The following is a 22,820-nucleotide window of genomic DNA, read 5'->3' as shown; positions in this document are numbered from 1 at the left end:
CTAAAAACAAAACATTAAACTATAATAATATTCTAATAATCGGTCTTTTTTGTCAAGTTAAGGCCTCTGGCTAAGTTCAGGATTTGCAACTAAATCTCTTAAATTTCATCTATAGTTAGACCATCGGCTCTCGTTACTTAGGTAAAAAACGCTATGCTTAACCAATTCGCGCTGTTTCTTGCGCTATTTTTGATGACGAGCCTGACTACGTTGACGGCTCCTTTGAGCTATGCGACGGATCTTAATTTAAATCTTCCTGATATTGAGCTGCCTGAAGTGATGGCTAATGCAAGTAGCCTAGGCACCGCCCAAGAGCAACAGGCGGGTTTAGCCTTACTGCGTGAGCTACGTCGGCGCCGTCCTATGATTGAAGACCCCGAGTTAGTGGATTGGATTAATCAGCTAGGTCAACGCTTAGGTAGCCGCAGCCCTAATCGCAACCCTCTGTATTTTATGATTGAGAAGAATCATCTCGTCAACGCCTACACCTTGACTGGAGGCGTAATCGTGATCAATTCGGGTTTAATTTTAAACACTCAATCCGAAAGCGAATTAGCGGCGGTGATCGCCCATGAAATTGCCCATGTCTCACAGCGCCATTTAGCTCGGATGCAAGAAGCGGGTAAAAATAGCCCACTCATGACGGGTTTAGGCGTGCTCGCAGGTGCTGCGGTGGCCAGTCAAAGCCCAGATGCGGCTCAAGCGATTGTGACGGGTACACTGGCAATGCAGGCACATCAACAGATTGTTTTTACGCAGCGGGCGGAAGCCGAAGCTGATCGTGTAGGCCTACGGATTCTGGCCAACACGGGCTTTAATACCGAAGCCATGCCGTATTTTTTAGAAAAACTTGAGCGCAGTGAAACCAATGCTTATGGTGATCTCACCAAATATCTCTACACTCACCCGATGTCAATTGACCGCCTCAGCGATACTCGCAGCTTGGTCACTCAGCTACCTAAGCGCAAACCTCAAGATGATCTAGCTTATGTCGTTGCCCGCGAAAAGCTCCGGTTGATGACCGGACAAAACGCAGCCACCTTAATGGCTACTCAACTGAAACCTACTGCCCAACAGTATGCACAGGCTTATCAAGCTTTACGCTCCGGCAATCCAACACCGGCTACCCGTTTAAACGCAAATACCCCGATACTCGCAATTCTGCAAGCCCAAGCCTTGAATGAGTTAAAGCGTTATGCAGAAGCTGAGCAACGCCTACACGGTTTTGCTCAGCAAATCAGCACTCAAGCAGCTTTCAATTTAGCCCTTGCTACCAGCCAACTCGGTCAAAATAAAACTGCACTGGGTTTACAAACCTTAGCTAAATTGCGTCTAACCGAAACGACCAGTTTAGAGTTCTTCGAAGCAGCACAACAGCTCGCTCAACAAGCCAAGCAAGCCGCCGAAGCCAGTTTCTATAATGCCTCTCGTAGCTTACGTCTAGGTGAATATAAGCATGCCCTCGCAACGGCTGAACAAGCTTTGGCATTACCTAATACTTCGCCTGTGACACTAGCTCATTTACGTCAGCTACAAACCGAAGCGGAACGACAACTACTGAATGCAGCACGACCTTAGTCTCGATGACTATCGCGCAAGCAACTGACTTTGCCACTACGCACATTCACCTCCGGTTACAAAGCCAAGTACTTTGTGGTCGGAGCAAGCTTCGCAATCGTTAGTATAAGTCTGCTGCTCTGTGTTCAGGCAAGGTGCTAACCTACATTGAACCGACCGCTTGCGCACTGCACAGACAGGTGCATACACCTCATAACAAATTTCTGGACGTGGTTCTTTACAAGTTACAAAGTTTGCCTTAGTCACTAATACTGTAGGGATCTTAGGAACAAATAATGGCTCATCCGCTGTACTGATGCTCAAAAATAAGCCCAATAATAGGCCTACCCCCCCAGAGCTAACCCCATTCATGATTCACCTCGCTAAAGCATTACTCTTTTCGTACATTTTTTCGTACATTGATTACTTGCAGCCTCAACAGGGAACACGTACTCTAAACGGCTCATTATTTCCATCATTAGGGAGTTTATAATGAATCTGAATCTGGACCGAGCACGCAATAACATGGTGGAGCAGCAGATTCGTCCCTGGGCTGTGTTAAATCAGACTGTGTTAAATACCTTCAGGTTTCTTCCTCGCGAAAAATTTGTTCCCGCGCAGTGGCAGAGCCTTGCCTTCGCCGATACGGAGATTCCGCTAGGCCACGGTGAAACCATGATGTTTCCACGGGTTGAGGCACGGATGCTACAAGATTTAGCGGTTCAACCTCATGATGAATGCCTTGAAATTGGCACTGGCAGTGGTTTTGTCACCGCTTGCCTTGCACATCTCGGTCAGCATGTCGATAGTGTCGACCTCTATACTGATCTCTCCCAACAGGCGGAAAAACACTTACATACCATTGATATTAACAATTTTAATCTTTATGTCGATGATGCAAGTTACGGATGGGAGGGAAATGCTGGCAAACAGTATGATGTGATCGCAGTCACTGGTTCAATCCCTGAATATAATCCTGCCTTTGAACAGCGTTTAACCGTGGGTGGGCGTTTATTTGTGGTGGTTGGACAAGCACCGACCATGCATGCCATGCTAATCACACGTGAAGATCATCATCAGTTTAGTCACCAAGTCTTATTCGAGACTGTGATCAAACCCCTAGAAGGTGCTGAACCCCCAACTCAATTTCATTTTTAATCCGGTTTAATCATGCAAAACTGGCTACCCCAAGATTTATCTAAGCAACTGTCGACCGCACCTGAGGCGATTCAGCTGTTGGATGTACGTGAGCCTTGGGAATATCGGCTGGTTCACCTTGAAAACTCACATTTAGTGCCTTTAAGTCAATTGACTTATGGTTTAAATAACCTGAATAAAGCTTTGCCAGTCGTCGTGATTTGTCATCATGGAATTCGTAGTGCACATGCGTGTTATTTATTGGAGCGCTTAGGTTTTCAGGCGATTAATCTGACCGGGGGTATCGACCGTTGGGCGCGTGAAGTCGACCCGTCCCTACCCATTTATTAAAGACTAAAACAAACCCGTGCTAAAACCCTATAATCCTTATAATGCTGAGCCATTTGGCTATCTATGTCAGCCTATTTAAGATTGGAAGGACCATGAACAGAGTATTTTTGACAACAACTATAGCAGCCAGCTTGTTAGGGATGGCATCTGCTGCTCAAGCGGAGACACTCCTTCAAGTCTATCAACAAGCTAAAACCTATGATGCCCAGCTTAAATCACAAGAAAGCAGCTACTTAGCCATCTTAGAAAATAAGCCACAAGTGCTATCCGCAAAAAAGCCTCAAGTGACTTTTAATGCTAACGCAAATTTTAGTGAGCAATACACTCCTTATGATGGCCTCAGTAAAAATAGCAATGGACTGACAGCAACTTATACTTTAGGCCTTACTAAATCTTTATATAATCGTGCTTTAGATGCCCAAGTTGATAAGGTTGACTCGCAAATTGTGCAAGCAGGCATGCAATTAGATGCCCAACGCCAAGCTTTAATTTTGCGGGTCGCCCAACCTTATTTCTCCTATTTACTGGCAAAAGAAAATTTGCAAGTCGCGACTACCGAAAAAAATGCCATCAAACGCCAACTTGCTCAAGCGCAAGCCTTCTTTGATGTAGGGCGCTCAGCAATCACCGATGTAAAAGAGGTCGATTCACGTTATAACTTAGCCCTAGCCAGTGAAATAGCAGCCAAAGAAAACCTAGATATTGCCCGTGAGAATTTGCGAGTATTAACGGGCAAGTCTTATCAAAATTTATTCGGTGCTCAAACTAATCTACCTTTAACCATTCCCCAGCCCCAGAATATGGAAGCTTGGGTAGCAATGGCTAAGCGCTCTAGCAAATCACTGCAAGCAGTGCGCCAAGCGATTGAGGTCGCTCAAAAAGACATTGAAATCCAGCGCACCAGTGCCCGCAACCCTGTCGTGAATTTATATGCACGGCATACTGGCAGCCTCACTGAAAGCAGTAGTTCAGCTCTCGATCCCCGTACTCTAGGCGCTAATGTAGGCGTTGAACTGAATATTCCGCTGTATCAAGGGGGAGCTGAAACCTCAAAAATTCGCCAAGCTCAACATCAATTCCGTCAAGCTCAGCAAGAATATGATTATCAAGAGCGCTTAATCGAGCAACAAGTGCGTAGTGCTTATTTGAGTATTGAATCGGCGATTAGCCAAGTGAAAGCTCAGCAACGTGCCTTGGCTGCCTCTGAAACTGCCGCAGAAGCGACTAAACTGGGCTTTGAAGTAGGGACACGCACCGCCGTTGATGTACTAACTGCCTTGCGGGATGTCTTTGCAGCACGGCGTGATTATGCCAATGCCCGTTATAATTATTTATTGAGTACCCTACAATTACGCCAATCAGCGGGAACCTTATCTGAGCATGATATTAAGCAGCTGAGCGCACAACTCAACCGCAAATAAGTCAACAAGCTCAAAAGACCAGATCGACACAAATTTGACTCTTAGTTAAATTTTGATATTCTTTATTCGCGAATCACGAATAAAGAATATATGATGATACTGAAGCCACAAGATATTTTGGTATTACTAAAGCTGGTAGCCATTAGTCGAAACAATTGGTCTTACCACAGTCTGGCAATTGATCTTGGCATGAGTGCAGCAGAAGTACACGCTGCGATTAAAAGAGCTGTATTTGCCAACTTAGCTATTCCCCAAGGCGATAAGAGCATCCCTTACATACGTAACTTGCAAGAGTTTATCGTACATGGCTTACGGTTTGTTTTTATACCAGAACATGGCGGCATCATTCGTGGAATACCTACGAGCCATGCTGCACCACCGTTAAGCAGTGTGTTTTTGTCTGATGGAGATCCTCCCCCTGTATGGCCTGACTCACAAGGCTTAGTACGAGGCATGTCTTTTTCGCCCTTGTATGCCTCTGCCCCTAAAGCAGCTCTGGCTGATCCTATCCTGTATGAATTATTGGTATTAGTAGATGCGATTCGTGGTGGGCGTGCTAGAGAGCGTAGCTTTGCTACCAAAGAATTAACCCAACGATTAGAAGCTTATGCCCAAAATACAAAACCCTAATCTTGAATTATTGACTCTTGCAGTGGAGCAACTGGAGGATTTAACCGATGTCATGGTGTTTTTGGGGGGGTGTGCGACAGGCTTACTGATCACTGACCCAGCAGCACCACCAATTCGAATGACACGGGATGTCGATGCTATCGTACAAGTGCTATCACTTGGGGATTATCATCAGTTAGAACAGCAGTTAAGGATACGTGGCTTTAGAGAGGATAACCGCACAGATGCGCCTATTTGTCGCTGGATAAGTGGAGAGCTTGTCTTAGATATTATGCCAACAGACCCGAAAATATTAGGCTTTGGTAATCGGTGGTATGCGGCTGCCAGCGAGCATGCTAATGCTATTCAGCTATCATCAGGCAAATACATTCGTATCGTATCTGCACCTTATTTTCTGGTAACGAAACTAGAAGCATTTGATGGTCGTGGCTATGGTGATTATCTCATGAGCCATGATATTGAAGACATTATTGCCGTATTGGATGGCCGACCGACTATCGTAGCGGAAGTAAAGAGTGCATCGTTGGTGCTTGCCAATGAATTGGCAACTCGTTTTAGTCATTTGTTGCAGGATAGACAGTTTATCGAAGCCATTTCAGGACACATGCCGACAGATACCGTCAGTCAAGAGCGTGTTCCATTAATTTTGACAACGATTAAACAACTAGCAATGAATAGCAGATCATGATTTTAATATAGGTAGGGAAATAAAAGCTCTAGCACTCAATGCTTTGAGTGAGCTTCCTAGCGAACAAGTACTTGCTATCTGATCAGAATAAAAATCCGGCTTATCGCAAGTACTGCTTCAACTTATCTACACTCGCCCCAAACAAAAAGCCTGCAACAGCAGGCTTTTCCAAACCGGTTCAAATGGAGCAGTTTACGCTACTTCTACCGATTTATTCGCACGCTTCCGGTCATGCTCTAATAAATGGCGTTTACGCACCCGAATACTTTGCGGGGTAATCTCGACTAATTCATCATCGTCAATAAATTCGAGGGCTTGTTCTAAGGTCATGCGAATCGGCGGAGTCAAAATCAAGTTTTCATCCGTACCCGCAGCACGAATATTCGTTAATTGCTTAGCCTTGAGCGGATTCACAATCAAATCATTATCACGACTATGAATCCCAATCACCATGCCTTCGTAAACCTCTTCCGCATGCCCAATAAACATACGTCCACGCTCTTGCAAGTTGAAGATGGCATAGGCTAAGGCTTTACCAGTCGCATTTGAAATCAAAACACCATTAATCCGTTGACCAATAGACCCCGGTTTATACGGGCCATAATGATCAAAGGTGTGATACATCAAGCCTGTGCCAGAAGTCAGGGTCATGAAATCACTTTGGAAGCCGATCAAACCACGCGAAGGCACGATATATTGTAAACGTACCCGACCTTTACCGTCTGGTGACATATCTTTTAGGTCAGCGCGACGCAGCCCTAAAGCCTCCATGATTTTACCTTGATGTTGTTCTTCAAGGTCAACCGTGACGGTTTCATAAGGCTCTAATTTCTCACCCTCAATTTCACGAATAATCACCTGTGGGCGAGAAACGGCTAATTCATAACCTTCACGCCGCATATTTTCCAACAAAATACCTAAATGCAGTTCACCCCGACCCGATACTTTAAACTTTTCAGGGTCATCGGTTGGCTCAACCCGCAAGGCAACGTTATGCAGCAGTTCTTGCTCTAAACGCTCCTTTAAGCGACGTGAAGAAGTACCCGTTTTCACTTCTCTGCCCGCAAATGGCGAATCATTAACTTGGAAAATCATGCTAATAGTTGGCTCATCCACTTTTAACGGTGGCAGTGCCGAAACATTATTCGGGTCACACAAAGTATCCGAGATATACAGCTCATCCATCCCCGAGAAAGCAATAATATCGCCTGCTTGCGCTTCTGGAACTTCAACCCGCTCTAAGCCATTAAAACCCAGAATCTTTAAAATACGCCCACTACGGATATTACCATTAATATCAATCGCCTTAATTTGGGTATTGGTTTTAATCTTGCCTTGCGTAATCCGACCGATACCGATAATACCCATGTAAGGGTTATAATCCAGCTGACTGACTTGTAATTGAAAAGGTGCTTCAATATCCACATCTGGAGCCAGCACATGATTTAAAATCGTTTCAAACAGTGGAGCCATATCACCACTATTGACGCTTTCATCTAAACCTGCAAAACCATGTAAAGCGGAAGCATAAACGACGGGGAAATCTAATTGCTCATTGCTAGCCCCTAAATTATCAAATAGCTCGAAGACTTGATCCATCACCCAATGTGGTCGTGCACCCGGACGGTCAATTTTATTCACGACTAAAATCGGGCGTAAGCCATGTGAGAAGGCCTTCTGCGTCACAAAGCGGGTTTGTGGCATTGGGCCATCGACTGCATCGACCAGCAGGAGTACCGAGTCCACCATCGACAGCACGCGCTCGACTTCGCCACCGAAGTCAGCATGCCCGGGGGTATCAACGATATTAATCCGATAAGTCACGCCATCTTTAGGATTGGTCCAGCGGATCGCGGTGTTTTTCGCAAGAATGGTGATCCCGCGTTCTTTTTCCAACGCATTAGAGTCCATCATACGTTCGGAAACTTCAGCACGCGCATCGAGCGTACCCGATTGTTGCAGCAATTTGTCCACCAGCGTTGTCTTGCCGTGGTCAACATGCGCAATAATCGCTATATTGCGGAGATTTTGGATCACAACTTCTATACTCAAAGAAAATTAAGGATGCGGATTATACCGATAGCATGTGTTAAATTCATGATTTTTTTCATATCCACAAGTTTAACTGAGCTATGACTGACTTAATCAATCCACATTACGATTTAATCGGCGGCGAAACGGGTTTACGCCAGTTAGTTGATCGCTTTTACGATCTGATGGACACCCAACCGGAAACTTGGGAGTTGCGCAAACTGCATCCACAGGATCTACAAAGCTCACGGAATAAGCTATTTATGTTCTTATCAGGTTGGCTAGGTGGCCCACCTCTCTATGAAAATATTTACGGCCATCCACGCCTACGCGCCCGCCATCTGCCCTTCCCTATTGATTCTAACATGCGCGATCAATGGTTGATGTGTATGAATCAAGCAATTGACGAGCAAATCACAGATTTACCTCTCAATCGCGCTTTGAAAATGGCTTTTGCCCGCACAGCAGATCATATGCGCAATCGAGAAGATGCCTAAGCCTTTTAAATCAATTATCGAAAAATAAAATCCATTAATCTTTTTTCAACGGCTTCTCTGCGTGACTCTGCTCATGATCTGACTATCTGTTGGATCTTTTATTTACTTAAGGAATGGGCAATGAAAAAAGTATCTCAATCGGCAAGCATCCTGCTTGGCTCGCTCATCGCTGCGAATGCGCTCGCAGGTGGCACGAGTGCACCCGTTTATGTGGGCGGCAGTTATGGCGTGAGTTATTATGATAATTCAGCTGAGCAAATGGACAATCTCGATATTTGTAAAAGCGCCGCAGCACATAATCAAACTTGTAGCAGTGAAGAGGGCGATCAAGTCGGCCATCTCTATGGCGGCCTCCAAATTAGCGAGGGTTTAGGTGTAGAGCTTGGTTATGTCAATATGGGTGACACCGCAAATTACCACTATTCAGACCCAATTAAGATTCAGCAACAAACCACAGCGGTTACCTTAAGCGGTGTGGCCAAACAGCGTTTGAGCAAATCCTCACCCGTTTCAGCCTATGGGAAAGCGGGTGTAGTCCGTTGGAGCACAGAGACCCGTGTTGCTAGCGATAACCCGGCTATTCATGGTCTAGCCATTACGGAAGAGGGCTATTCACCGATGCTCGGTGCTGGTTTGCAATATGATATGAATAATAATGTTAGCTTGCGTGCCGGCTGGGAGCGTTATTACGATGTGGGTGAAAAAAATGAAATTTTAGAATACGACGCAGATGGCAGCGCTGCTAAGATTAATACCTTAGAAACCGATGTGGATGTCATTTCTGCTGGAGTGAATTTTAGCTTTTTATAAGCCTTAAATGGTGAGCCAATCACTGCGCTATCATGGATTCATGGTTAGCTCATGATTGGCTTATCATATTTTTTCAGTTTATCTTAATGAAAAACCAATTTAGCTTTTTCAGTTTCAATCCAAGTTTCAACTTCTTGCATTAAGACTTCCGGCGCTTTACCTAGACTAGGAATCGGTTCACCAATGCTAACCGTAATCGTACCCGGCTTTTTAATATACGAATGTCTTGGCCAACTAGCCCCTGCATTATGCGCAACAGGAACGACAGGATATTCACTCGCCACCGCCATCACTGCCCCACCAATTTTATACTTTGCCTTCACTCCGGGTAATACACGTGTCCCCTCAGGAAAAACCACCAGCCAAATACCTTCATCTAAGCGTTCCTTGCCTTGGTTACGCACTTGATCGACTGCACTCCGCCCTGCTGAACGATCAATCGCAACAGGCTTGATCAGCCTTAACCCCCAACCAAAAAAAGGAATCTTCATCAGCTCTTGTTTTAATACCCAAGTTAGTGGCGGAAAAATAGTCGCAAAGGCCAAAGTCTCCCAAGTCGATTGATGATTAGCCATTAAAATCGCCGCATGTTCAGTCGGAATATTCTCTAAGCCCTTGATTTCATAATGTACACCGCAAGTGACACCCAACCACCAAACATTAAACCGACACCAGCCAACGAGAATTTGATAACGCGGCTCATAGGCTAGCAACGCTAACAAAGGAGTTATCAAGCCATAGGCTAAAGTACTGACCAGAAAGCCAAGCCAAAATACCGTGGCTCGCAAACCCAGCCATAGCTTTAAAATACTCAAGCCGTTCTCCTCAACCCTAAACGATGATAAATGAGACCCAGTAGACTGAACTAGGCCACTAACAAAGCACGCAAACGCTGGAACGCTTGACCACGATGACTCAAGCGATTTTTTTCACTCGCGGCTAACTCAGCAGCAGTACAACCCTGCGTAGGTAGATAAAACAAAGGATCATAACCGAAACCCTGCTGACCTTGGGGCGTTGTTAAAATAACACCATCCCAGCGCGCCTCGGCAATCACTGGCACTGGATCAGTCGGATAGCGCAGCAAAACAATACAACAATAAAAATGCGCTGTGCGTTGCTCAGCCGGTAGATCCTGCAGCGCAGCGAGTAATTTAGCATTATTGGCCGCATCATCGGTCGGTTGCCCGGCAAAACGCGCTGAATAAATCCCCGGTTGCCCACCTAAGGCATCAACCACTAGGCCAGAGTCGTCTGCTAAAGCTGCCAGTCCAGTGATTTGAGAAGCATGCCGAGCTTTTAGCAAAGCATTCTCGACAAAACTTAAACCGGTTTCTTCAGCATCCACTACCCCTAAAGCGGCTTGAGGCACAACCTCAAAACCAAAATCCACCAATAAGCGATTAAACTCACGTAATTTACCCGCATTACTGCTCGCTAAAACGAGGCGCTGATTCATTCGGCTAAGGCTCTATTTTGGGCTTCCATAATTTCAATGATCCCCTTATTCGCTAACAGCAACATAGCATCTAGCTCTTCACGGCGAAATGCATGCCCTTCCGCTGTTCCTTGCAGCTCAATAAACTGCCCTGCATCATTCATGATAATATTCATATCAGTTTCTGCACTGGAATCTTCCACATAATCCAAATCTAAGACCGGTGCACCTTGGTAAATACCGACCGAAACCGAAGCAACTTGACCATAGATGGGATTTTTTTTCAGTTTGCCTTGTTTAATCAAACTCGTCATCGCATCTTGCAAAGCCACATACGCACCACTGATCGACGCCGTGCGTGTACCACCATCCGCTTGAATCACATCACAATCTAAAGTAATTTGCTTTTCACCTAAAGCCTCTAAATCCACCACTGCTCGCAAGGCACGTCCGATTAAGCGCTGGATCTCCATCGTCCGCCCAGATTGTTTACCTTTAGCTGCCTCTCGCTGCACACGGGTATTGGTAGAGCGTGGCAACATACCGTATTCAGCCGTTACCCAACCTTGCCCTTTACCTTTTAAAAAGGGCGGTACTCGATCCTCAACAGTGGCCGTACACAGTACCTTAGTATTACCAAACTCGACTAATACTGAGCCTTCTGCATGGCAAGTATAATGTCGAGTAAATCGCACGGGGCGCATTTGATCCGGGGTTCGTCCGCTAGAGCGCATAGCTGTATCCTTATAAATTAGCTTTTAGATACTAGGATTATACTAAATTGCCGCACGGATAAACCAACTAAAGTCTAAGTTTTACCAATTAGGCCTCTGGTTTTGTGATTAATTCGTTGATTTAAATCGCTCTACAGCCGTTTAAATCTGCTCCAGCAATAAACTAGTTCCGGTCATAGCAGGCGGTTTGGGTAAGCCCATCAATTGCAATAAAGTAGCAGCAATATTACTTAAACCGCCACCACTACTTAAACGCCAATTCACCTGATCAATTAACAAACATGGCACAGGATAAACCGTATGTTGGGTATTAGGCTCACCGGTTAAAGGGTCAATATACTCATCACAATTACCGTGGTCAGCCGTTAATAACACCGAATAATTATTGGCAACCGCTGCATCTAATACTCGCCCCACCTCCCGATCTAAGGCCTCTACAGCTTTGACCACAGCCCCCGGAACCGCTGTATGCCCCACCATATCCCCATTAGCGAAATTCACTACGATAAAACCATACTCATTCTTATTCAGCGCGGCAACCACTGCATCCGCGACTTCAGCTGCACTCATTTCTGGCTTTAAATCATAGGTTTCTACTTTCGGTGACGGAATCACCAAACGTTCTTCCCCCTGATAAGGTTGCTCACGACCGCTATTAAAGAAAAAGGTCACATGTGCATATTTTTCTGTTTCTGAGCAATGAAACTGTTTACACCCCCCAGCACTCACAACCTCAGCGATATTAGTACTAGGTCGCTCGGGTGCAAACATGACCGGCATAGGGTATTTTTCGTCATACTCAGTCAAGGTAGTGAGTGCGATTGGCGTAAAATCACCACGCTCAAAACCGTAGAAATCATTTAAAGCTAAGGCTTCAGACATTTGCCGGGGACGATCATTACGGAAATTGAAAAAGAGTACTTGATCACCTGCGTGGATGAGTTCGGCCTGTGGCATCAAGCGCGGTGTAATAAACTCATCGCCTTGATCGGCGGCATAAGCATCATCAATAGCCGATAAAGGATCAGTCGCCGCAGTTCCTATCCCCCGTATATAAGCATTCCAAGCCAACTGTGTACGCTCCCAACGCTTATCTCGATCCATCGCATAAAAGCGCCCACAAATCGTTGCAATTTGCCCACCTGTTTCCGCTAAAATGGCTTGAACCCGTGCAATAAAGGTTTTGGCGGCGCGGGGCGCGGTATCACGCCCATCCGTGATGGCATGCACCACAGGGGTGACTCCATGCTGTTCGCAAGCACGCAATAAACCTTCCAAATGATTTAAATGACTATGTACCCCGCCATCCGACACAAGGCCAATTAAATGTAAAGGTCGATTGGCGAGCTTGGCGGCTTGCAAGGCCGCGAGTAAGGCTGGATTAGTCGCTAAACTGCCATCAGCCACGGCATCATCTAAGCGGACTAAATCTTGCTTTAAAATCGCACCACAGCCAATCGTCAAATGCCCGACTTCAGAATTGCCCATTTGTCCATCTGGCAAGCCGACTGCCCGCCCTGAGGCCATTAAGGTGGTATGCGGATAGCGCCCAAAATACTCATCAAGGCGAGGCGTCTCCGCCTCATAAACAGCATTATATTTTTTGCTGGGATTCACGCCAAAGCCATCCAAAATAATCAGAATAGTTTTGCGACGCGGTGGCAATACGGTGGTGGTTGGTGTCATGATCACTTAATACATCTAGGCGGGCAGCAAAGCTTGCCCATTAATCTTTGGGTGGTATTGGCTCATCACTCGGTTGAATGGTTTCGCCTGCTGCATAACGACCTTGTTCATCCAAGGCAGCTTGTTCTTTGGCAGCTTTATCTAGCTCGGCTTCTAATTCTTCATCCGTCAAAGGACGAAATTCATCATCCATTTCTTTAAAACTATAATGCTCGTCTTGCCAATGCTCTGCAGAGTTGGATGAGGATTCTGCTGGATCTAAACTTTCAATATCTTCACCCGCTTGGAAAACACTGGCCGTACCCACGGCGGCAGCAGGCACTAGAGCATTTGAACCGAACACATCAGCATCAAAGGCCTCTGCATCGGGTCTTTTCTTAGCCACAGTTCGGCCTAAAAATAAGCCAACCTCAAATAATAACCAAATCGGTACAGCCATCATAATTTGTGAAACCACATCAGGTGGAGTCAAAAACATCGCAATCGTGAAAGCACCAACAATAATATAGGGACGAGCTTTGGCCAGCGATTCAACACTGACTATGCCCATCCGAATCAAGAGAATAGTGGCCACAGGTGTTTCAAAACTTAAACCAAAAGCCAAAAACATCGCCACGGTAAAATCTAAATACGTGGCTATATCTGGTGTCGGATTAACATTAGCGGGTGCAAAGGCTACCGCTGCTTTTGAAATCATGGGAATAACGAAAAAATAGGCAAAGGCCATCCCCACATAAAATAGCCCTACACTCGATAACAGGAGTGGAGTCACCATTTTCTTTTCATGCTGATACAAACCGGGCGCAACAAACCCCCAGACTTGATAGAAGGTATAAGGGAGGGTCAATAAGAAGGCAACCATCAACGCCAACTTAAAAGGTACAATAAACGGCGAAGCCACCCCAATCGCAATCAGTTTTTCACCTTCTGGCAAATTGCGAACCAAGGGATCAGAGAGCCAATTATACAAATCTTGTGCAAAGGGCGTCAGGCAAATAAACACGAAGCCTAAGACCATCACAATGCGCAGTAGACGATCACGCAGCTCAATCAGATGCTCTAAAAATGCCTTTTCACCGGCACTTTCAGCCCCTTTACTCTGATTTAACATGCGTTTCAATATCCTTTTTCACCGTATCAACTTGGTCATTCATCATGACCCGCAAATTACGCAATTCTTCTTCTTGCTTATACAGCATCGAGCGTAACTCTTCAGTGCCTAGCTCTCTTTCAATATCAGCACGGGTATGAGCGATTAAACGGCGTGCTTTACCTACCCACAAACCAATAGTGCGGGCGACCGTAGGCAAGCGCTCAGGACCGATCACTAATAAAGCAACGATCCCAATCACCAACATTTCCAGAAAGCTAGTTTCAAACATGCGAGTGCCTAAGCTTAAACTTTATCTTTTTCCTTGGCTTGCACATCTATCACATTGCCTTGTATAGGATTGCTATTCGCAGGTGGAATCTGCTGAGCGGTTTTTTCAGCCTCTGGAGCGGTGGCTTCATCGCCATCTTTCACAGCTTTTCTGAAATTTTTGAAGGCTTCACCCAAATCACCACCCATGCTGCGTAGCTTTTTAGTGCCAAACAGGAGAATGACAATCACTAAGATCAGGACTAATTGTAAAGGACTAAAATGCATCGTAGTTCATCATCCTATCGTTTAAGAGGGTCGACTGGCTTTCTCTGCCAAGCCTGATAAGCCGAAACGACGACCTAATTCGTTAAGTACGTCTTGCGGCTGTAAATTTTGCTGGGCTAATAACACTAAGCTATGAAACCATAAATCAGCCAGCTCATAGACAATTTGTTCTTTGTCACCATCTTTAGCGGCAATCACTGTTTCAGTGGCCTCTTCACCAATTTTCTTCAAAATGGTATCCAAGCCTTGGCTATACAACTTAGCCACGTAAGAACTCTCTGGTGGGGCTTGCTTACGTTCTTCTAGCACCAACGCTAATTGTGAAAGTATCTGCTCATTCATCATGCGCGCATTATGCGGGAAGAAACGGCTTAAGAACAATTGCCTACAGATAAATTAGCAGAATCTAATTGCGTATCGTAAGCTGGCACATGGAGATAGTGCTCATTCTGTACACTCACCACCAAGCCATGTAGCTTGGCTAAATCAGCAATCATTTGCACTTCTAACTTGCCTGTCAGGGATAATTTCTGCGCCAACTCAATCAGTAGGACCTCATGCTTTTGTAATAAGCCGCGTGCTAGCTCAACTTGAGCGGCAATCATATGTTCAACTTCAGTGTCGGTAATTTCTTTTTTCATTCGATGGGCATGATCTTCCATCACGTAGTTCGCTTGAAAAGCATCACCAAAACCATAGCGGCGCATATAATCAATCGCTAAAATCGTTGCCTCTTCACGATCCTGTGAACGGCCGATCGAGGCTTCGCTGACTCCAAAGAGCAACTCCTCCGCTAAACCACCGGCTAGGAAAATCTTGATCATATCCAAGATAGTTTGTTTAGTCCGATAAATTTGATGAGGAAAAGTGAAGCCCCCCGCATAGCTGTTCGCAATCCGACTTTGTAGCTGCATAGGTACTAAATTAAACAGCACCATATAAAGTACTGCATGCCCGGCTTCATGCACACTGATATTGGCGGTCACTGCGGCTTGATTGCTCGCCCGAATCTGATCAATTCGCCCTTCAAATGCCAGCTTGACTGGCTGCTCACCGACCTCCGCAATGATCTGCTTATGCGTACTATCATAACTCAAAGCAACCTTATCCGCCTCCGTCGTTAAAGCTTGCAAGAGAAAATTCGATAAATTGACTTCTAAAATATCCGTCACGCTAGAAAATACCGGCCGCACACCTTGAGCAGGAAAAACACCATTCCGATAAATCAAAGCCTCCATACTAGGATCAACGCTCAGCTGAATGCCTGTACGTGTCGCTGTTTCTTGCTGAATTCGCCGCACTTCACGTGCAATCAGCGCTTGGAAATCTTGCTTACGCAAACTGGGATAAATCAGGTGAATATTACCAAAGCGCGCAACTTGTTCTGGGCGGAACTTGCGTAGCAACGCATTTTTCACATCCATTAAGGTGACTTTGCTACTAATCGCATGAAAAATATCCGCATCCACATCGGCTTCAGCGGCATCTCGTGCTACTGAAAAAGCCTCATCTAAATTACCCGACACAATAATCAAGGTTTGAGCATGATTAATCGGTTCATACAGCGTCTTTTTCTTTTTAGCGTTCAGCAACAAGTTGACCAGCTCATTTTCAGGCAAATCAAATAAAGACTCTAAATCAATATCTAAATTCAGCGTTTTTTTGAACGACAATAAATCATAAGAACTAATATACGGCTCATAATGATCATAGGACTCTGGCTCTTCACCCGCCTCCAAGCGCTTTTTCTTGCGTTTACGTTCCCAGAAATACCGCCCTAAGAAATTGTCAATATCATTGACTTCTTGATCATAACGGGTGAGATAACCGTCTGATAATAAACTCCAGAAATCCATAAACCGCGATTGTGCTAGCGGTTTACCTTCTAAATCAATAGTATTAAACCGTTGAATTTCATCAAATAATAAGATACAAGGCCGACTATCATGTAGCTCACGCTTGTCTAAAATCGACGAAACCGATGAATGCCAAAAGGTTTGATCAATATTGGATAATTCGATTTCTGCAAAGCGCTCCTGAAAACCTAAAGCACGCACTAATTTACGAACTAAATCGGTTTTCCCTACACCTGTCATTCCCCACAGATTGACAATGACGGGGCGCTGCAACAACTCTGGCATTAAATACCAGACTTGAATATAACCAATTAAATCATCAATGATTTTATCAATACCGATAAAATGCTGCTTAAGTGCTTGCCGGACTAACTCTAATTGTTCTTTTCTTTCGGCAATTAACTGTTTATCAACTTGCAGCATGCAGACTCCTTCATCATTCTTTATAAACGCATCTCAATACCTTGCGCGGCCATAAATGCTTTGGCCTCGCCCACAGTATATTCACCAAAGTGGAAAATACTAGCCGCTAATACCGCATCAGCGCCACCTTTTAATACGCCATCCGCTAAATCCTGCAAATTACCTACCCCACCCGAAGCAATTAGGGGTACAGAAACGCGCTGATTAATCGCCGCCATTAGGTCTAAATCAAAACCACTTTTTGTCCCATCTCGATCCATACTCGTGACTAAAAGCTCACCCGCACCATACGCCGCCATTTTCTCTGCCCAAGCCACTGCATCTAGGCCTGTGCGTTTACGACCACCGTGGGTGAACACCTCCCAACGTAAAGGCTGACCCGGCTCATTGACGCGCTTAGCATCAATCGCCACCACAATACATTGCGAACCAAAATAATCTGTCGCCTCGCGCACTAATTCAGGATGAGTGATCGCAGCGGTATTAATCCCTACCTTATCTGCACCCGCATTCAACATCCGGCGTACATCGTCTAATTTACGAATCCCTCCACCGACCGTGAGGGGAATGAACACTTGAGAGGCAACGGCTTCAACTACATGCACCATCGTTTCGCGATTATCGGAACTTGCGGTGATATCAAGAAAGGTGATTTCATCTGCACCTTCGCGATTATAGCGAGCGGCAATTTCTACGGGATCGCCTGCATCACGAATATCAACAAAATTGACTCCCTTAACGACACGGCCATTGTCTACATCAAGACAAGGAATAATGCGCTTAGCTAACCCCATGACTAGACTCCATCCACCAAGCGCTGTGCGGCTGCTAGGTCAATCCTACCTTCATAAATCGAACGCCCAAGAATAGCCCCCATCACGCCTTGATCCTCAACAGCGAGCAGGGCTTTAATATCCTCTAGATCAGTGACACCACCGGAAGCAATCACTGGGATAGAAATATGCGCTGCTAGCCGAGCGGTTTCCTTCACATTCACCCCGTTCATCATGCCATCGCGGGCAATATCGGTATACACAATGGCAGTCACACCTGCTTGCTCAAACTGCTTGGCTAAATCAATCGCATCGACCTGAGATACCTCTGCCCAACCATCGGTCGCGACTTTGCCATTTTTTGCATCAATGCCGACGATAATTTGCCCCGGAAACTGCCGACATACATCGACTACGAAAGCAGGTTCTTGGACCGCTTTCGTCCCGATAATACAGAACTGTACCCCAGCCTCTAAATAAGCTGCAATCGTATCAGCATCACGAATCCCACCCCCAATCTGCACGGGTAACTGCGGAAACTGTGCTGCGATAGCACGCACCACCTCAGCATTCATGGGTTTACCTGCAAATGCGCCGTTCAAATCCACTAAATGTAAACGTCGTGCACCGGCATCCACCCAACGCTGGGCGACATCAACCGGATTAGAGGAGAAGATAGTCGAGTCATCCATTCGCCCTTGACGCAGGCGTACACATTGACCGTCTTTCAGGTCGATAGCGGGAATCAACAGCATGATTAGATCCTAAATAATGAAGCCCGCATCCTAGCGCAAAATCAACTCAGTCAACAGGGGTTAGAGCCGGATTAGCGAGTGACTAGCTCGGTTCTAATCGGTATAGGCCGCCCTGCGCTTCATCATTGAGGAGATATAAATAACCATCAGGGCCTTGCTGCACATCACGAATCCGCCCAATTTGATTTTCTAATAAGCTTTCTTCAGCCGCCACTTTGCCACCAACGAGGGTCAAGCGAACTAATTTAGCGAACTTCAATGAGCCAACAAATAAGCTACCATTCCAACCAGAATATTTATCCCCATTGTAAAAAGTCATCCCTGAGGGTGCTATCGAGGGAGTCCAATAATGCAAGGGTTGCTCCATGCCCGCTTGCTGAGTTTTCCCTTGCCCGATCGGTCCACCACCGTATTGCTCACCATAAGTAATCACGGGCCAGCCATAATTAGCCCCAGCTTTGAGCAGATTGATTTCATCGCCCCCTTGTGGACCATGCTCATGCGTCCAAACTTGACCATTACTTGGGTTCAAAGCAATACCTTGCACATTACGATGTCCATAAGTATAAAGCTCAGGTAGTGCTGCTGGATTATTTTTAAAAGGATTAGACTCTGGCACGCTACCCTCTGCATTGAAACGCAAAACACCACCGATCGAATTACTCAGATCCTGAGCTAAGTCCTGCTGACCACGATCACCCAAAGTTAAATAGAGATACCCTTGCTGGTCAAACAATAAACGCCCGCCAAAATGGTGACTCGTCTTGAACTTGGGTAAAGAAACGAAAAGCTTTTGCAGGTTATTCAGCTGACCCTCTTGATATTGAGCTTGCACGAGTTCCGTACTTGCGCCACCTTGACCTGCTCCACTATAAGCCAGATAAATTAAACGGTTTTCTGAAAAATTAGGATGAGCCGCAACCCCTAATAAACCACCCTGCCCTTGTGCGAACACAGGCGGTACGCCCTGAATAGGCGCAGACAGCTTACCTTTTTGCACACTACGTAACTGCCCACTGCGCTCTGTAATGAGAATTTCTTCATTCGGTAAAAAAGCCATACTCCACGGATGATCTAAACCGCCAACCAATTTAGTCGCCGTGACAGGACTTGCAGAACGCACCTCGCAACCTGCCAGTATTAGGCAAAGACAGCCTAAATACAGATATAAACAATACTTTTTCATTCTGATTATCGTTTTTTAGTCTTCACACTCTAATTTACTGAGTGTAGCTGAGCCTATAGAAAAAAATGACAGTATTTTCAGTCAAAATCGAGTTAAATTTGGATAAGCTTCAGCCTCAACGCAACCAACGCTGCAAGGTCATCTGCAAATCTGCTATTTGATAGGGTTTACACAAAAAATCACTCATCCCAGCAGCTAGGCAACGTTCACGCTCGCCAGCAATGGCATGTGCCGTCAAGGCAATAATCGGTAAATCAGCTAAATTAGGCATGACTCGGATGCGACGAGTCGTCTCATAGCCATCCATTTCCGGCATGCTCACATCCATCAATACCAGTGCAAAATTCTGCTGTTGAACTTGCTGAATAGCGGCTGCTCCACTGCCTGCTATCGTGACTTGCATGCCCAATTTTTCTAAGACCGCTTGAGTGAAAAACTGGTTTAACACATCATCATCAACCAACAAAATAGCCGCTGCGGTTAAGTTTAAACGCTGACTAGCCACCACGGAGGGTACTGTAGCTAGGGTTGTAGCTAGGGTTTTGGCAATTGGAAACTCCAACCTAAACCAAAGACGACTCCCTTGTCCTAATGCACTCTCTAAATGCAAACTTCCTCCCATCTGTTTCACCAGTTGCGCACTAATCGCCAGCCCCAAGCCACTGCCCCCATAACGCCGTGAGGTTGTGCTATCGGCTTGTGAAAATGGCTGGAATAAGTGTGCTTGCTGTTCTGGGGTGATGCCAATGCCACTATCAGTGACAGCAAAATTTACCACCCTCAGATCCTCACGCTCTTCCTCCACCAGCAAGCTACAATCAACCCGACCTTGCTCAGTAAATTTAATCGCATTACTCAATAAATTCATTAAAACTTGTTTCAAGCGAGTTGGATCACCCTGCAACCAAAGCGAAGCAGCAGGAGCTTTTAAACTGAAAGCTAAACCTTTGTCTTTAGCTTGCCCCGCAAATAAAGCTTCCAATTCGGCAGCGATAACTGTGAGATCAAAGGGAATCTCCTCAAAACTTAAAGCCTGCTGCTCAATCCGAGACACATCTAGAATATTACCAATCAGCGCTAGCATGTGACGGGAAGCAATTTCCAGCTTATCCACATAGCTGCGTTGCTGTACCGTAAGCCCTGTATCTCGTAATAAACTACCTGCTCCCACTACCGCATTCATCGGCGTGCGCAACTCGTGACTCATCGTCGTCAGAAAATCCCCCTTAGCCTGATTCGCTGCTTTAGCACTAGCTGCCTCTTCACGCAGCAGGCGGACATGATCTGTCTGTGCCAGCGATAACAACAAGGCAAACAGAAAAATAGTCAGGAGTAATAGTGGCAAGCCAAAAACAAACCCCAATTGAATATAAAGCCCATTTAACAACGCAGGTAAGCTACCAAGAATAAAAACTACGAAACCCCAACTGAGTTTTTTATTGAGCTTGATTGGGGTAAAGAACAACCTAATCATCGTGAAAGCGGTAAGCGTAAAAACTAAGGCTGCTAATATCGTATAGCACAAGGCAGCAAATGGCAGCCACGCTAAATTAATTAACACGCCCACAAGCAGCCAAAATAACACTCGAAAGGCTTGATCAAGGAGAGGAAAATAATGGCGTGTTCCCAACAAATCCCGAAAAAACTCGATATACCCTAAGAGGGCAAGAAAACTAAAAGCTGCATAAAATTGAGCATATTCAGGCCATACCGGTAAATACTGATGCAGTAATCCGGTGTAACGGCTATTTTCAAGATTAATCGCCAGAATGCCTAATCCCAACCAGCCATAACTCGCATGCCGTAAACTAGCAAATAAAAATAGGTTATATAAGCCTAAGGCCAGTAAACCACCGCTGATCAAGGTATAGAAAATAATGTGATGGATATTGACGCGCTGCTCAGCCTGCGTAAAACGAAAGCCTAAGCCCAAACCATCATTGCGGTCTTGTACCCGTACATACAGGGTGTATAGCCCTGGTGCTGCCACCGCTAAAGGATAGGTGTGATACAGAAAATACGGCTCTGGATCAAGCCTGATAGGGGTTGCACCCTCTGGCTGCAAATAGACCTCAACCCAAGCCTCATCCATGCCGAGTACTTGTAAATACCAAGCCAATACATTGGATTGATAATCAAAGCGCTGCTTGAGCCAATAGGTGTCATCCGTTAAGCCAACATAGAATCCCGCTGTACCTGTATTACTAAACTGCTGACTGAAGGCCGTTGAAGTCAGTTCGTTGATCGTCAGACTTCCATCAGGATCATGCAAAAAATCTAGCCCAGTATCCACCCGAATGGCTGCTTGCTGATCAGTCAAGATAACCGTTGGCTTAGCCAATGCAGGCATGGCTAATAGCAAACAAGCTAGCATCCATAGGACAACATTTAAGACAAATCTCAAGGGTTTACTTCAAGCAGTTTATTCAGAAAGCAGTCGCATAGCCATTGCGTATCGGCATGATTCCTCACAGCATTGGGTCAGTTTTCTGTTCGTATTGGGTGTTAGTTTGAATTTGAACCGGTGCTGCCAGCGGCTGTTACTCCCGATAACAAGGCGGACAACGAATAAACCGGAACAGGTAGGTATCAGCCTATTTCCTGCAAAGAAGGATAGTATACTGCGCTATAGTTTTTCGCACTATATTAAGCAGCCAGCGAGACTTATTGTATTGCCCCAACTTGCCCCTAAAAAAGGCTGGGCAGTTTGAGACTCACTGCCCAACGCTAACCTATAGGTTAGTGTGCAAAAACTACTAAAAGCCTAAGTTTATCGGGTAAATTTAGTGATTTTCGGGTACACCCTGCCATAACATTTCATAGCCCACTTCAAAGGTATTATCACAATAGGCTGCTAATTTGGAGAATTTCTCTTTAAAAAGCGCATCAGCATGGGATTTTTCATGCTGCTCGAAAGATTTCCAATAGGTGACGATCACAAGATCTCCCATGTTTTGTTTGATACGCTTTTTGCCCTCATATTCTGGTTGCACACTGCCCTCCTCCGAAATAAAACCTGCATTGCGATAGACCTGTCCGCCAATAAAGCCTCCATTGTCATCGCCATAATTATTTTTAACAACATTACACATTTCACCTAATAACAGCTCTACATCCTCAACAGTAACACCCTGTTTTAAGTCAACCACATTGAACAACATGGAGCAGCCGAAAGGGATCTCGATAGAGTTGAACATGT

General features: G+C 45.4%; 23 protein-coding genes. 8 read left to right on the top strand and 15 right to left on the bottom strand.

All coding sequences use genetic code 11. From position 1 onward, the window contains the following. The first annotated feature begins 153 nt into the window (after positions 1-153). The 6 genes from B5D50_RS08095 (at position 154) to B5D50_RS08065 (ending at position 5,784) form a co-directional block, all read left to right on the top strand. The gene (locus tag B5D50_RS08095; RefSeq protein WP_078922083.1) at positions 154-1,578 is read left to right on the top strand and encodes a M48 family metalloprotease; all 1,425 of its coding nucleotides are present in this window, start codon (positions 154-156) and stop codon (positions 1,576-1,578) included. A gap of 471 nt (positions 1,579-2,049) precedes the next feature. Continuing rightward, positions 2,050-2,715, top strand: a complete 666-nt coding sequence (locus tag B5D50_RS08085) for a protein-L-isoaspartate O-methyltransferase family protein (RefSeq protein WP_234975833.1) — start codon at positions 2,050-2,052, stop codon at positions 2,713-2,715. Positions 2,716-2,727: 12 nt separating this feature from the next. Further along, positions 2,728-3,045 carry a rhodanese-like domain-containing protein gene (locus tag B5D50_RS08080; protein WP_078922081.1) on the top strand — a complete coding sequence of 106 codons (318 nt, stop codon included), beginning with the start codon at positions 2,728-2,730 and terminating at the stop codon, positions 3,043-3,045. A gap of 92 nt (positions 3,046-3,137) precedes the next feature. Then, positions 3,138-4,466 carry a TolC family outer membrane protein gene (locus tag B5D50_RS08075; RefSeq protein ID WP_078922080.1) on the top strand — a complete coding sequence of 443 codons (1,329 nt, stop codon included), beginning with the start codon at positions 3,138-3,140 and terminating at the stop codon, positions 4,464-4,466. Positions 4,467-4,556: 90 nt separating this feature from the next. Beyond that, positions 4,557-5,096 carry a hypothetical protein gene (locus tag B5D50_RS08070; protein ID WP_200807058.1) on the top strand — a complete coding sequence of 180 codons (540 nt, stop codon included), beginning with the start codon at positions 4,557-4,559 and terminating at the stop codon, positions 5,094-5,096. Further along, positions 5,074-5,784, top strand: coding sequence for a hypothetical protein (locus B5D50_RS08065; protein WP_078922078.1), 711 nt, complete (start codon positions 5,074-5,076; stop codon positions 5,782-5,784). Before B5D50_RS08070 ends, B5D50_RS08065 begins: the two co-directional genes overlap by 23 nt. Before the next feature lie 192 nt (positions 5,785-5,976). On the opposite strand, the gene typA is transcribed toward B5D50_RS08065, so the two are convergent. Beyond that, positions 5,977-7,821: a translational GTPase TypA gene (gene typA / locus B5D50_RS08060; protein WP_078922077.1), complete on the bottom strand. Its 1,845-nt coding sequence runs from the start codon at positions 7,819-7,821 to the stop codon at positions 5,977-5,979. A 95-nt stretch (positions 7,822-7,916) separates the two neighbouring features. Here typA and B5D50_RS08055 point away from each other — a divergent pair, with 95 nt between their 5' ends. Both B5D50_RS08055 and B5D50_RS08050 read left to right on the top strand, forming a co-directional pair. Continuing rightward, positions 7,917-8,312 (top strand): group II truncated hemoglobin, encoded by a 396-nt coding sequence (locus B5D50_RS08055; RefSeq protein WP_078922076.1) that lies wholly within the window; start codon positions 7,917-7,919, stop codon positions 8,310-8,312. Between the two features lie 120 nt (positions 8,313-8,432). Next, entirely contained in the window at positions 8,433-9,122 is a 690-nt protein-coding gene (locus tag B5D50_RS08050; protein WP_078922075.1) for an outer membrane beta-barrel protein, read from the top strand. 83 nt (positions 9,123-9,205) lie between these two features. Here B5D50_RS08050 and B5D50_RS08045 read toward each other — a convergent pair whose 3' ends face one another. The 14 genes from B5D50_RS08045 to B5D50_RS07980 all read right to left on the bottom strand — a co-directional run bounded on the left by B5D50_RS08045 (position 9,206) and on the right by B5D50_RS07980 (position 22,818). Continuing rightward, positions 9,206-9,937 carry a lysophospholipid acyltransferase family protein gene (locus B5D50_RS08045; RefSeq protein ID WP_200807057.1) on the bottom strand — a complete coding sequence of 244 codons (732 nt, stop codon included), beginning with the start codon at positions 9,935-9,937 and terminating at the stop codon, positions 9,206-9,208. Between the two features lie 50 nt (positions 9,938-9,987). Next, on the bottom strand, positions 9,988-10,581 hold the full coding sequence (gene rdgB, locus B5D50_RS08040) for an RdgB/HAM1 family non-canonical purine NTP pyrophosphatase (RefSeq protein WP_078922074.1): 594 nt from the start codon (positions 10,579-10,581) through the stop codon (positions 9,988-9,990). Continuing rightward, entirely contained in the window at positions 10,578-11,294 is a 717-nt protein-coding gene (gene rph, locus B5D50_RS08035; RefSeq protein WP_078922073.1) for a ribonuclease PH, read from the bottom strand. Before rph ends, rdgB begins: the two co-directional genes overlap by 4 nt. Positions 11,295-11,435: 141 nt before the next feature. Further along, positions 11,436-12,980 (bottom strand): 2,3-bisphosphoglycerate-independent phosphoglycerate mutase, encoded by a 1,545-nt coding sequence (gene gpmI / locus B5D50_RS08030; RefSeq protein ID WP_078922072.1) that lies wholly within the window; start codon positions 12,978-12,980, stop codon positions 11,436-11,438. 40 nt (positions 12,981-13,020) lie between these two features. Next, positions 13,021-14,091, bottom strand: a complete 1,071-nt coding sequence (tatC, locus tag B5D50_RS08025) for a twin-arginine translocase subunit TatC (protein WP_078922071.1) — start codon at positions 14,089-14,091, stop codon at positions 13,021-13,023. Beyond that, the gene (gene tatB / locus B5D50_RS08020) at positions 14,075-14,362 is read right to left on the bottom strand and encodes a Sec-independent protein translocase protein TatB (RefSeq protein WP_078922070.1); all 288 of its coding nucleotides are present in this window, start codon (positions 14,360-14,362) and stop codon (positions 14,075-14,077) included. Before tatB ends, tatC begins: the two co-directional genes overlap by 17 nt. Positions 14,363-14,376: 14 nt before the next feature. Continuing rightward, positions 14,377-14,628 carry a twin-arginine translocase TatA/TatE family subunit gene (gene tatA / locus B5D50_RS08015; protein ID WP_078922069.1) on the bottom strand — a complete coding sequence of 84 codons (252 nt, stop codon included), beginning with the start codon at positions 14,626-14,628 and terminating at the stop codon, positions 14,377-14,379. A 21-nt stretch (positions 14,629-14,649) separates the two neighbouring features. Then, on the bottom strand, positions 14,650-14,970 hold the full coding sequence (locus B5D50_RS08010; protein ID WP_200807061.1) for a phosphoribosyl-ATP diphosphatase: 321 nt from the start codon (positions 14,968-14,970) through the stop codon (positions 14,650-14,652). 29 nt (positions 14,971-14,999) lie between these two features. Beyond that, complete coding sequence (locus B5D50_RS08005) at positions 15,000-16,907, bottom strand: AAA family ATPase (RefSeq protein WP_078922067.1); 1,908 nt, start codon at positions 16,905-16,907, stop codon at positions 15,000-15,002. A 20-nt stretch (positions 16,908-16,927) separates the two neighbouring features. Next, positions 16,928-17,701: an imidazole glycerol phosphate synthase subunit HisF gene (hisF, locus tag B5D50_RS08000; protein WP_078922066.1), complete on the bottom strand. Its 774-nt coding sequence runs from the start codon at positions 17,699-17,701 to the stop codon at positions 16,928-16,930. 2 nt (positions 17,702-17,703) lie between these two features. Beyond that, on the bottom strand, positions 17,704-18,435 hold the full coding sequence (gene hisA / locus B5D50_RS07995; protein ID WP_078922065.1) for a 1-(5-phosphoribosyl)-5-[(5-phosphoribosylamino)methylideneamino]imidazole-4-carboxamide isomerase: 732 nt from the start codon (positions 18,433-18,435) through the stop codon (positions 17,704-17,706). 82 nt (positions 18,436-18,517) lie between these two features. Continuing rightward, positions 18,518-19,621, bottom strand: coding sequence for a PQQ-dependent sugar dehydrogenase (locus tag B5D50_RS07990; protein ID WP_078922064.1), 1,104 nt, complete (start codon positions 19,619-19,621; stop codon positions 18,518-18,520). A gap of 115 nt (positions 19,622-19,736) precedes the next feature. Beyond that, positions 19,737-22,025, bottom strand: a complete 2,289-nt coding sequence (locus tag B5D50_RS07985) for a hybrid sensor histidine kinase/response regulator (RefSeq protein ID WP_143594293.1) — start codon at positions 22,023-22,025, stop codon at positions 19,737-19,739. A gap of 379 nt (positions 22,026-22,404) precedes the next feature. Next, positions 22,405-22,818 (bottom strand): hypothetical protein, encoded by a 414-nt coding sequence (locus B5D50_RS07980; protein ID WP_078922062.1) that lies wholly within the window; start codon positions 22,816-22,818, stop codon positions 22,405-22,407. Positions 22,819-22,820: the final 2 nt, after the last annotated feature.

The sequence above is a fragment of the Thiothrix eikelboomii genome (assembly GCF_900167255.1).
Taxonomy (GTDB): Bacteria; Pseudomonadota; Gammaproteobacteria; order Thiotrichales; family Thiotrichaceae; genus Thiolinea; species Thiolinea eikelboomii.
The sequence above is the reverse complement of the archived record's forward strand: the minus strand, read 5'-3'. Positions and strand labels throughout refer to the sequence as shown.

Excerpts from the sequence above, each read along its gene's own strand:
- B5D50_RS08095 (WP_078922083.1), top strand. The coding sequence starts at position 154 with ATGCTTAACCAATTCGCGCTGTTTCTTGCGCTATTTTTGATGACGAGC.
- B5D50_RS08085 (WP_234975833.1), top strand. The coding sequence starts at position 2,050 with ATGAATCTGAATCTGGACCGAGCACGCAATAACATGGTGGAGCAGCAG.
- B5D50_RS08080 (WP_078922081.1), top strand. The coding sequence starts at position 2,728 with ATGCAAAACTGGCTACCCCAAGATTTATCTAAGCAACTGTCGACCGCA.
- B5D50_RS08075 (WP_078922080.1), top strand. The coding sequence starts at position 3,138 with ATGAACAGAGTATTTTTGACAACAACTATAGCAGCCAGCTTGTTAGGG.
- B5D50_RS08070 (WP_200807058.1), top strand. The coding sequence starts at position 4,557 with ATGATGATACTGAAGCCACAAGATATTTTGGTATTACTAAAGCTGGTA.
- B5D50_RS08065 (WP_078922078.1), top strand. The coding sequence starts at position 5,074 with ATGCCCAAAATACAAAACCCTAATCTTGAATTATTGACTCTTGCAGTG.
- B5D50_RS08055 (WP_078922076.1), top strand. The coding sequence starts at position 7,917 with ATGACTGACTTAATCAATCCACATTACGATTTAATCGGCGGCGAAACG.
- B5D50_RS08050 (WP_078922075.1), top strand. The coding sequence starts at position 8,433 with ATGAAAAAAGTATCTCAATCGGCAAGCATCCTGCTTGGCTCGCTCATC.
- rdgB (WP_078922074.1), bottom strand. The coding sequence starts at position 10,581 with ATGAATCAGCGCCTCGTTTTAGCGAGCAGTAATGCGGGTAAATTACGT.
- rph (WP_078922073.1), bottom strand. The coding sequence starts at position 11,294 with ATGCGCTCTAGCGGACGAACCCCGGATCAAATGCGCCCCGTGCGATTT.
- gpmI (WP_078922072.1), bottom strand. The coding sequence starts at position 12,980 with ATGACACCAACCACCACCGTATTGCCACCGCGTCGCAAAACTATTCTG.
- tatC (WP_078922071.1), bottom strand. The coding sequence starts at position 14,091 with ATGTTAAATCAGAGTAAAGGGGCTGAAAGTGCCGGTGAAAAGGCATTT.
- tatB (WP_078922070.1), bottom strand. The coding sequence starts at position 14,362 with ATGTTTGAAACTAGCTTTCTGGAAATGTTGGTGATTGGGATCGTTGCT.
- tatA (WP_078922069.1), bottom strand. The coding sequence starts at position 14,628 with ATGCATTTTAGTCCTTTACAATTAGTCCTGATCTTAGTGATTGTCATT.
- B5D50_RS08010 (WP_200807061.1), bottom strand. The coding sequence starts at position 14,970 with ATGAATGAGCAGATACTTTCACAATTAGCGTTGGTGCTAGAAGAACGT.
- B5D50_RS08005 (WP_078922067.1), bottom strand. The coding sequence starts at position 16,907 with ATGCTGCAAGTTGATAAACAGTTAATTGCCGAAAGAAAAGAACAATTA.
- hisF (WP_078922066.1), bottom strand. The coding sequence starts at position 17,701 with ATGGGGTTAGCTAAGCGCATTATTCCTTGTCTTGATGTAGACAATGGC.
- hisA (WP_078922065.1), bottom strand. The coding sequence starts at position 18,435 with ATGCTGTTGATTCCCGCTATCGACCTGAAAGACGGTCAATGTGTACGC.
- B5D50_RS07990 (WP_078922064.1), bottom strand. The coding sequence starts at position 19,621 with ATGAAAAAGTATTGTTTATATCTGTATTTAGGCTGTCTTTGCCTAATA.
- B5D50_RS07980 (WP_078922062.1), bottom strand. The coding sequence starts at position 22,818 with ATGTTCAACTCTATCGAGATCCCTTTCGGCTGCTCCATGTTGTTCAAT.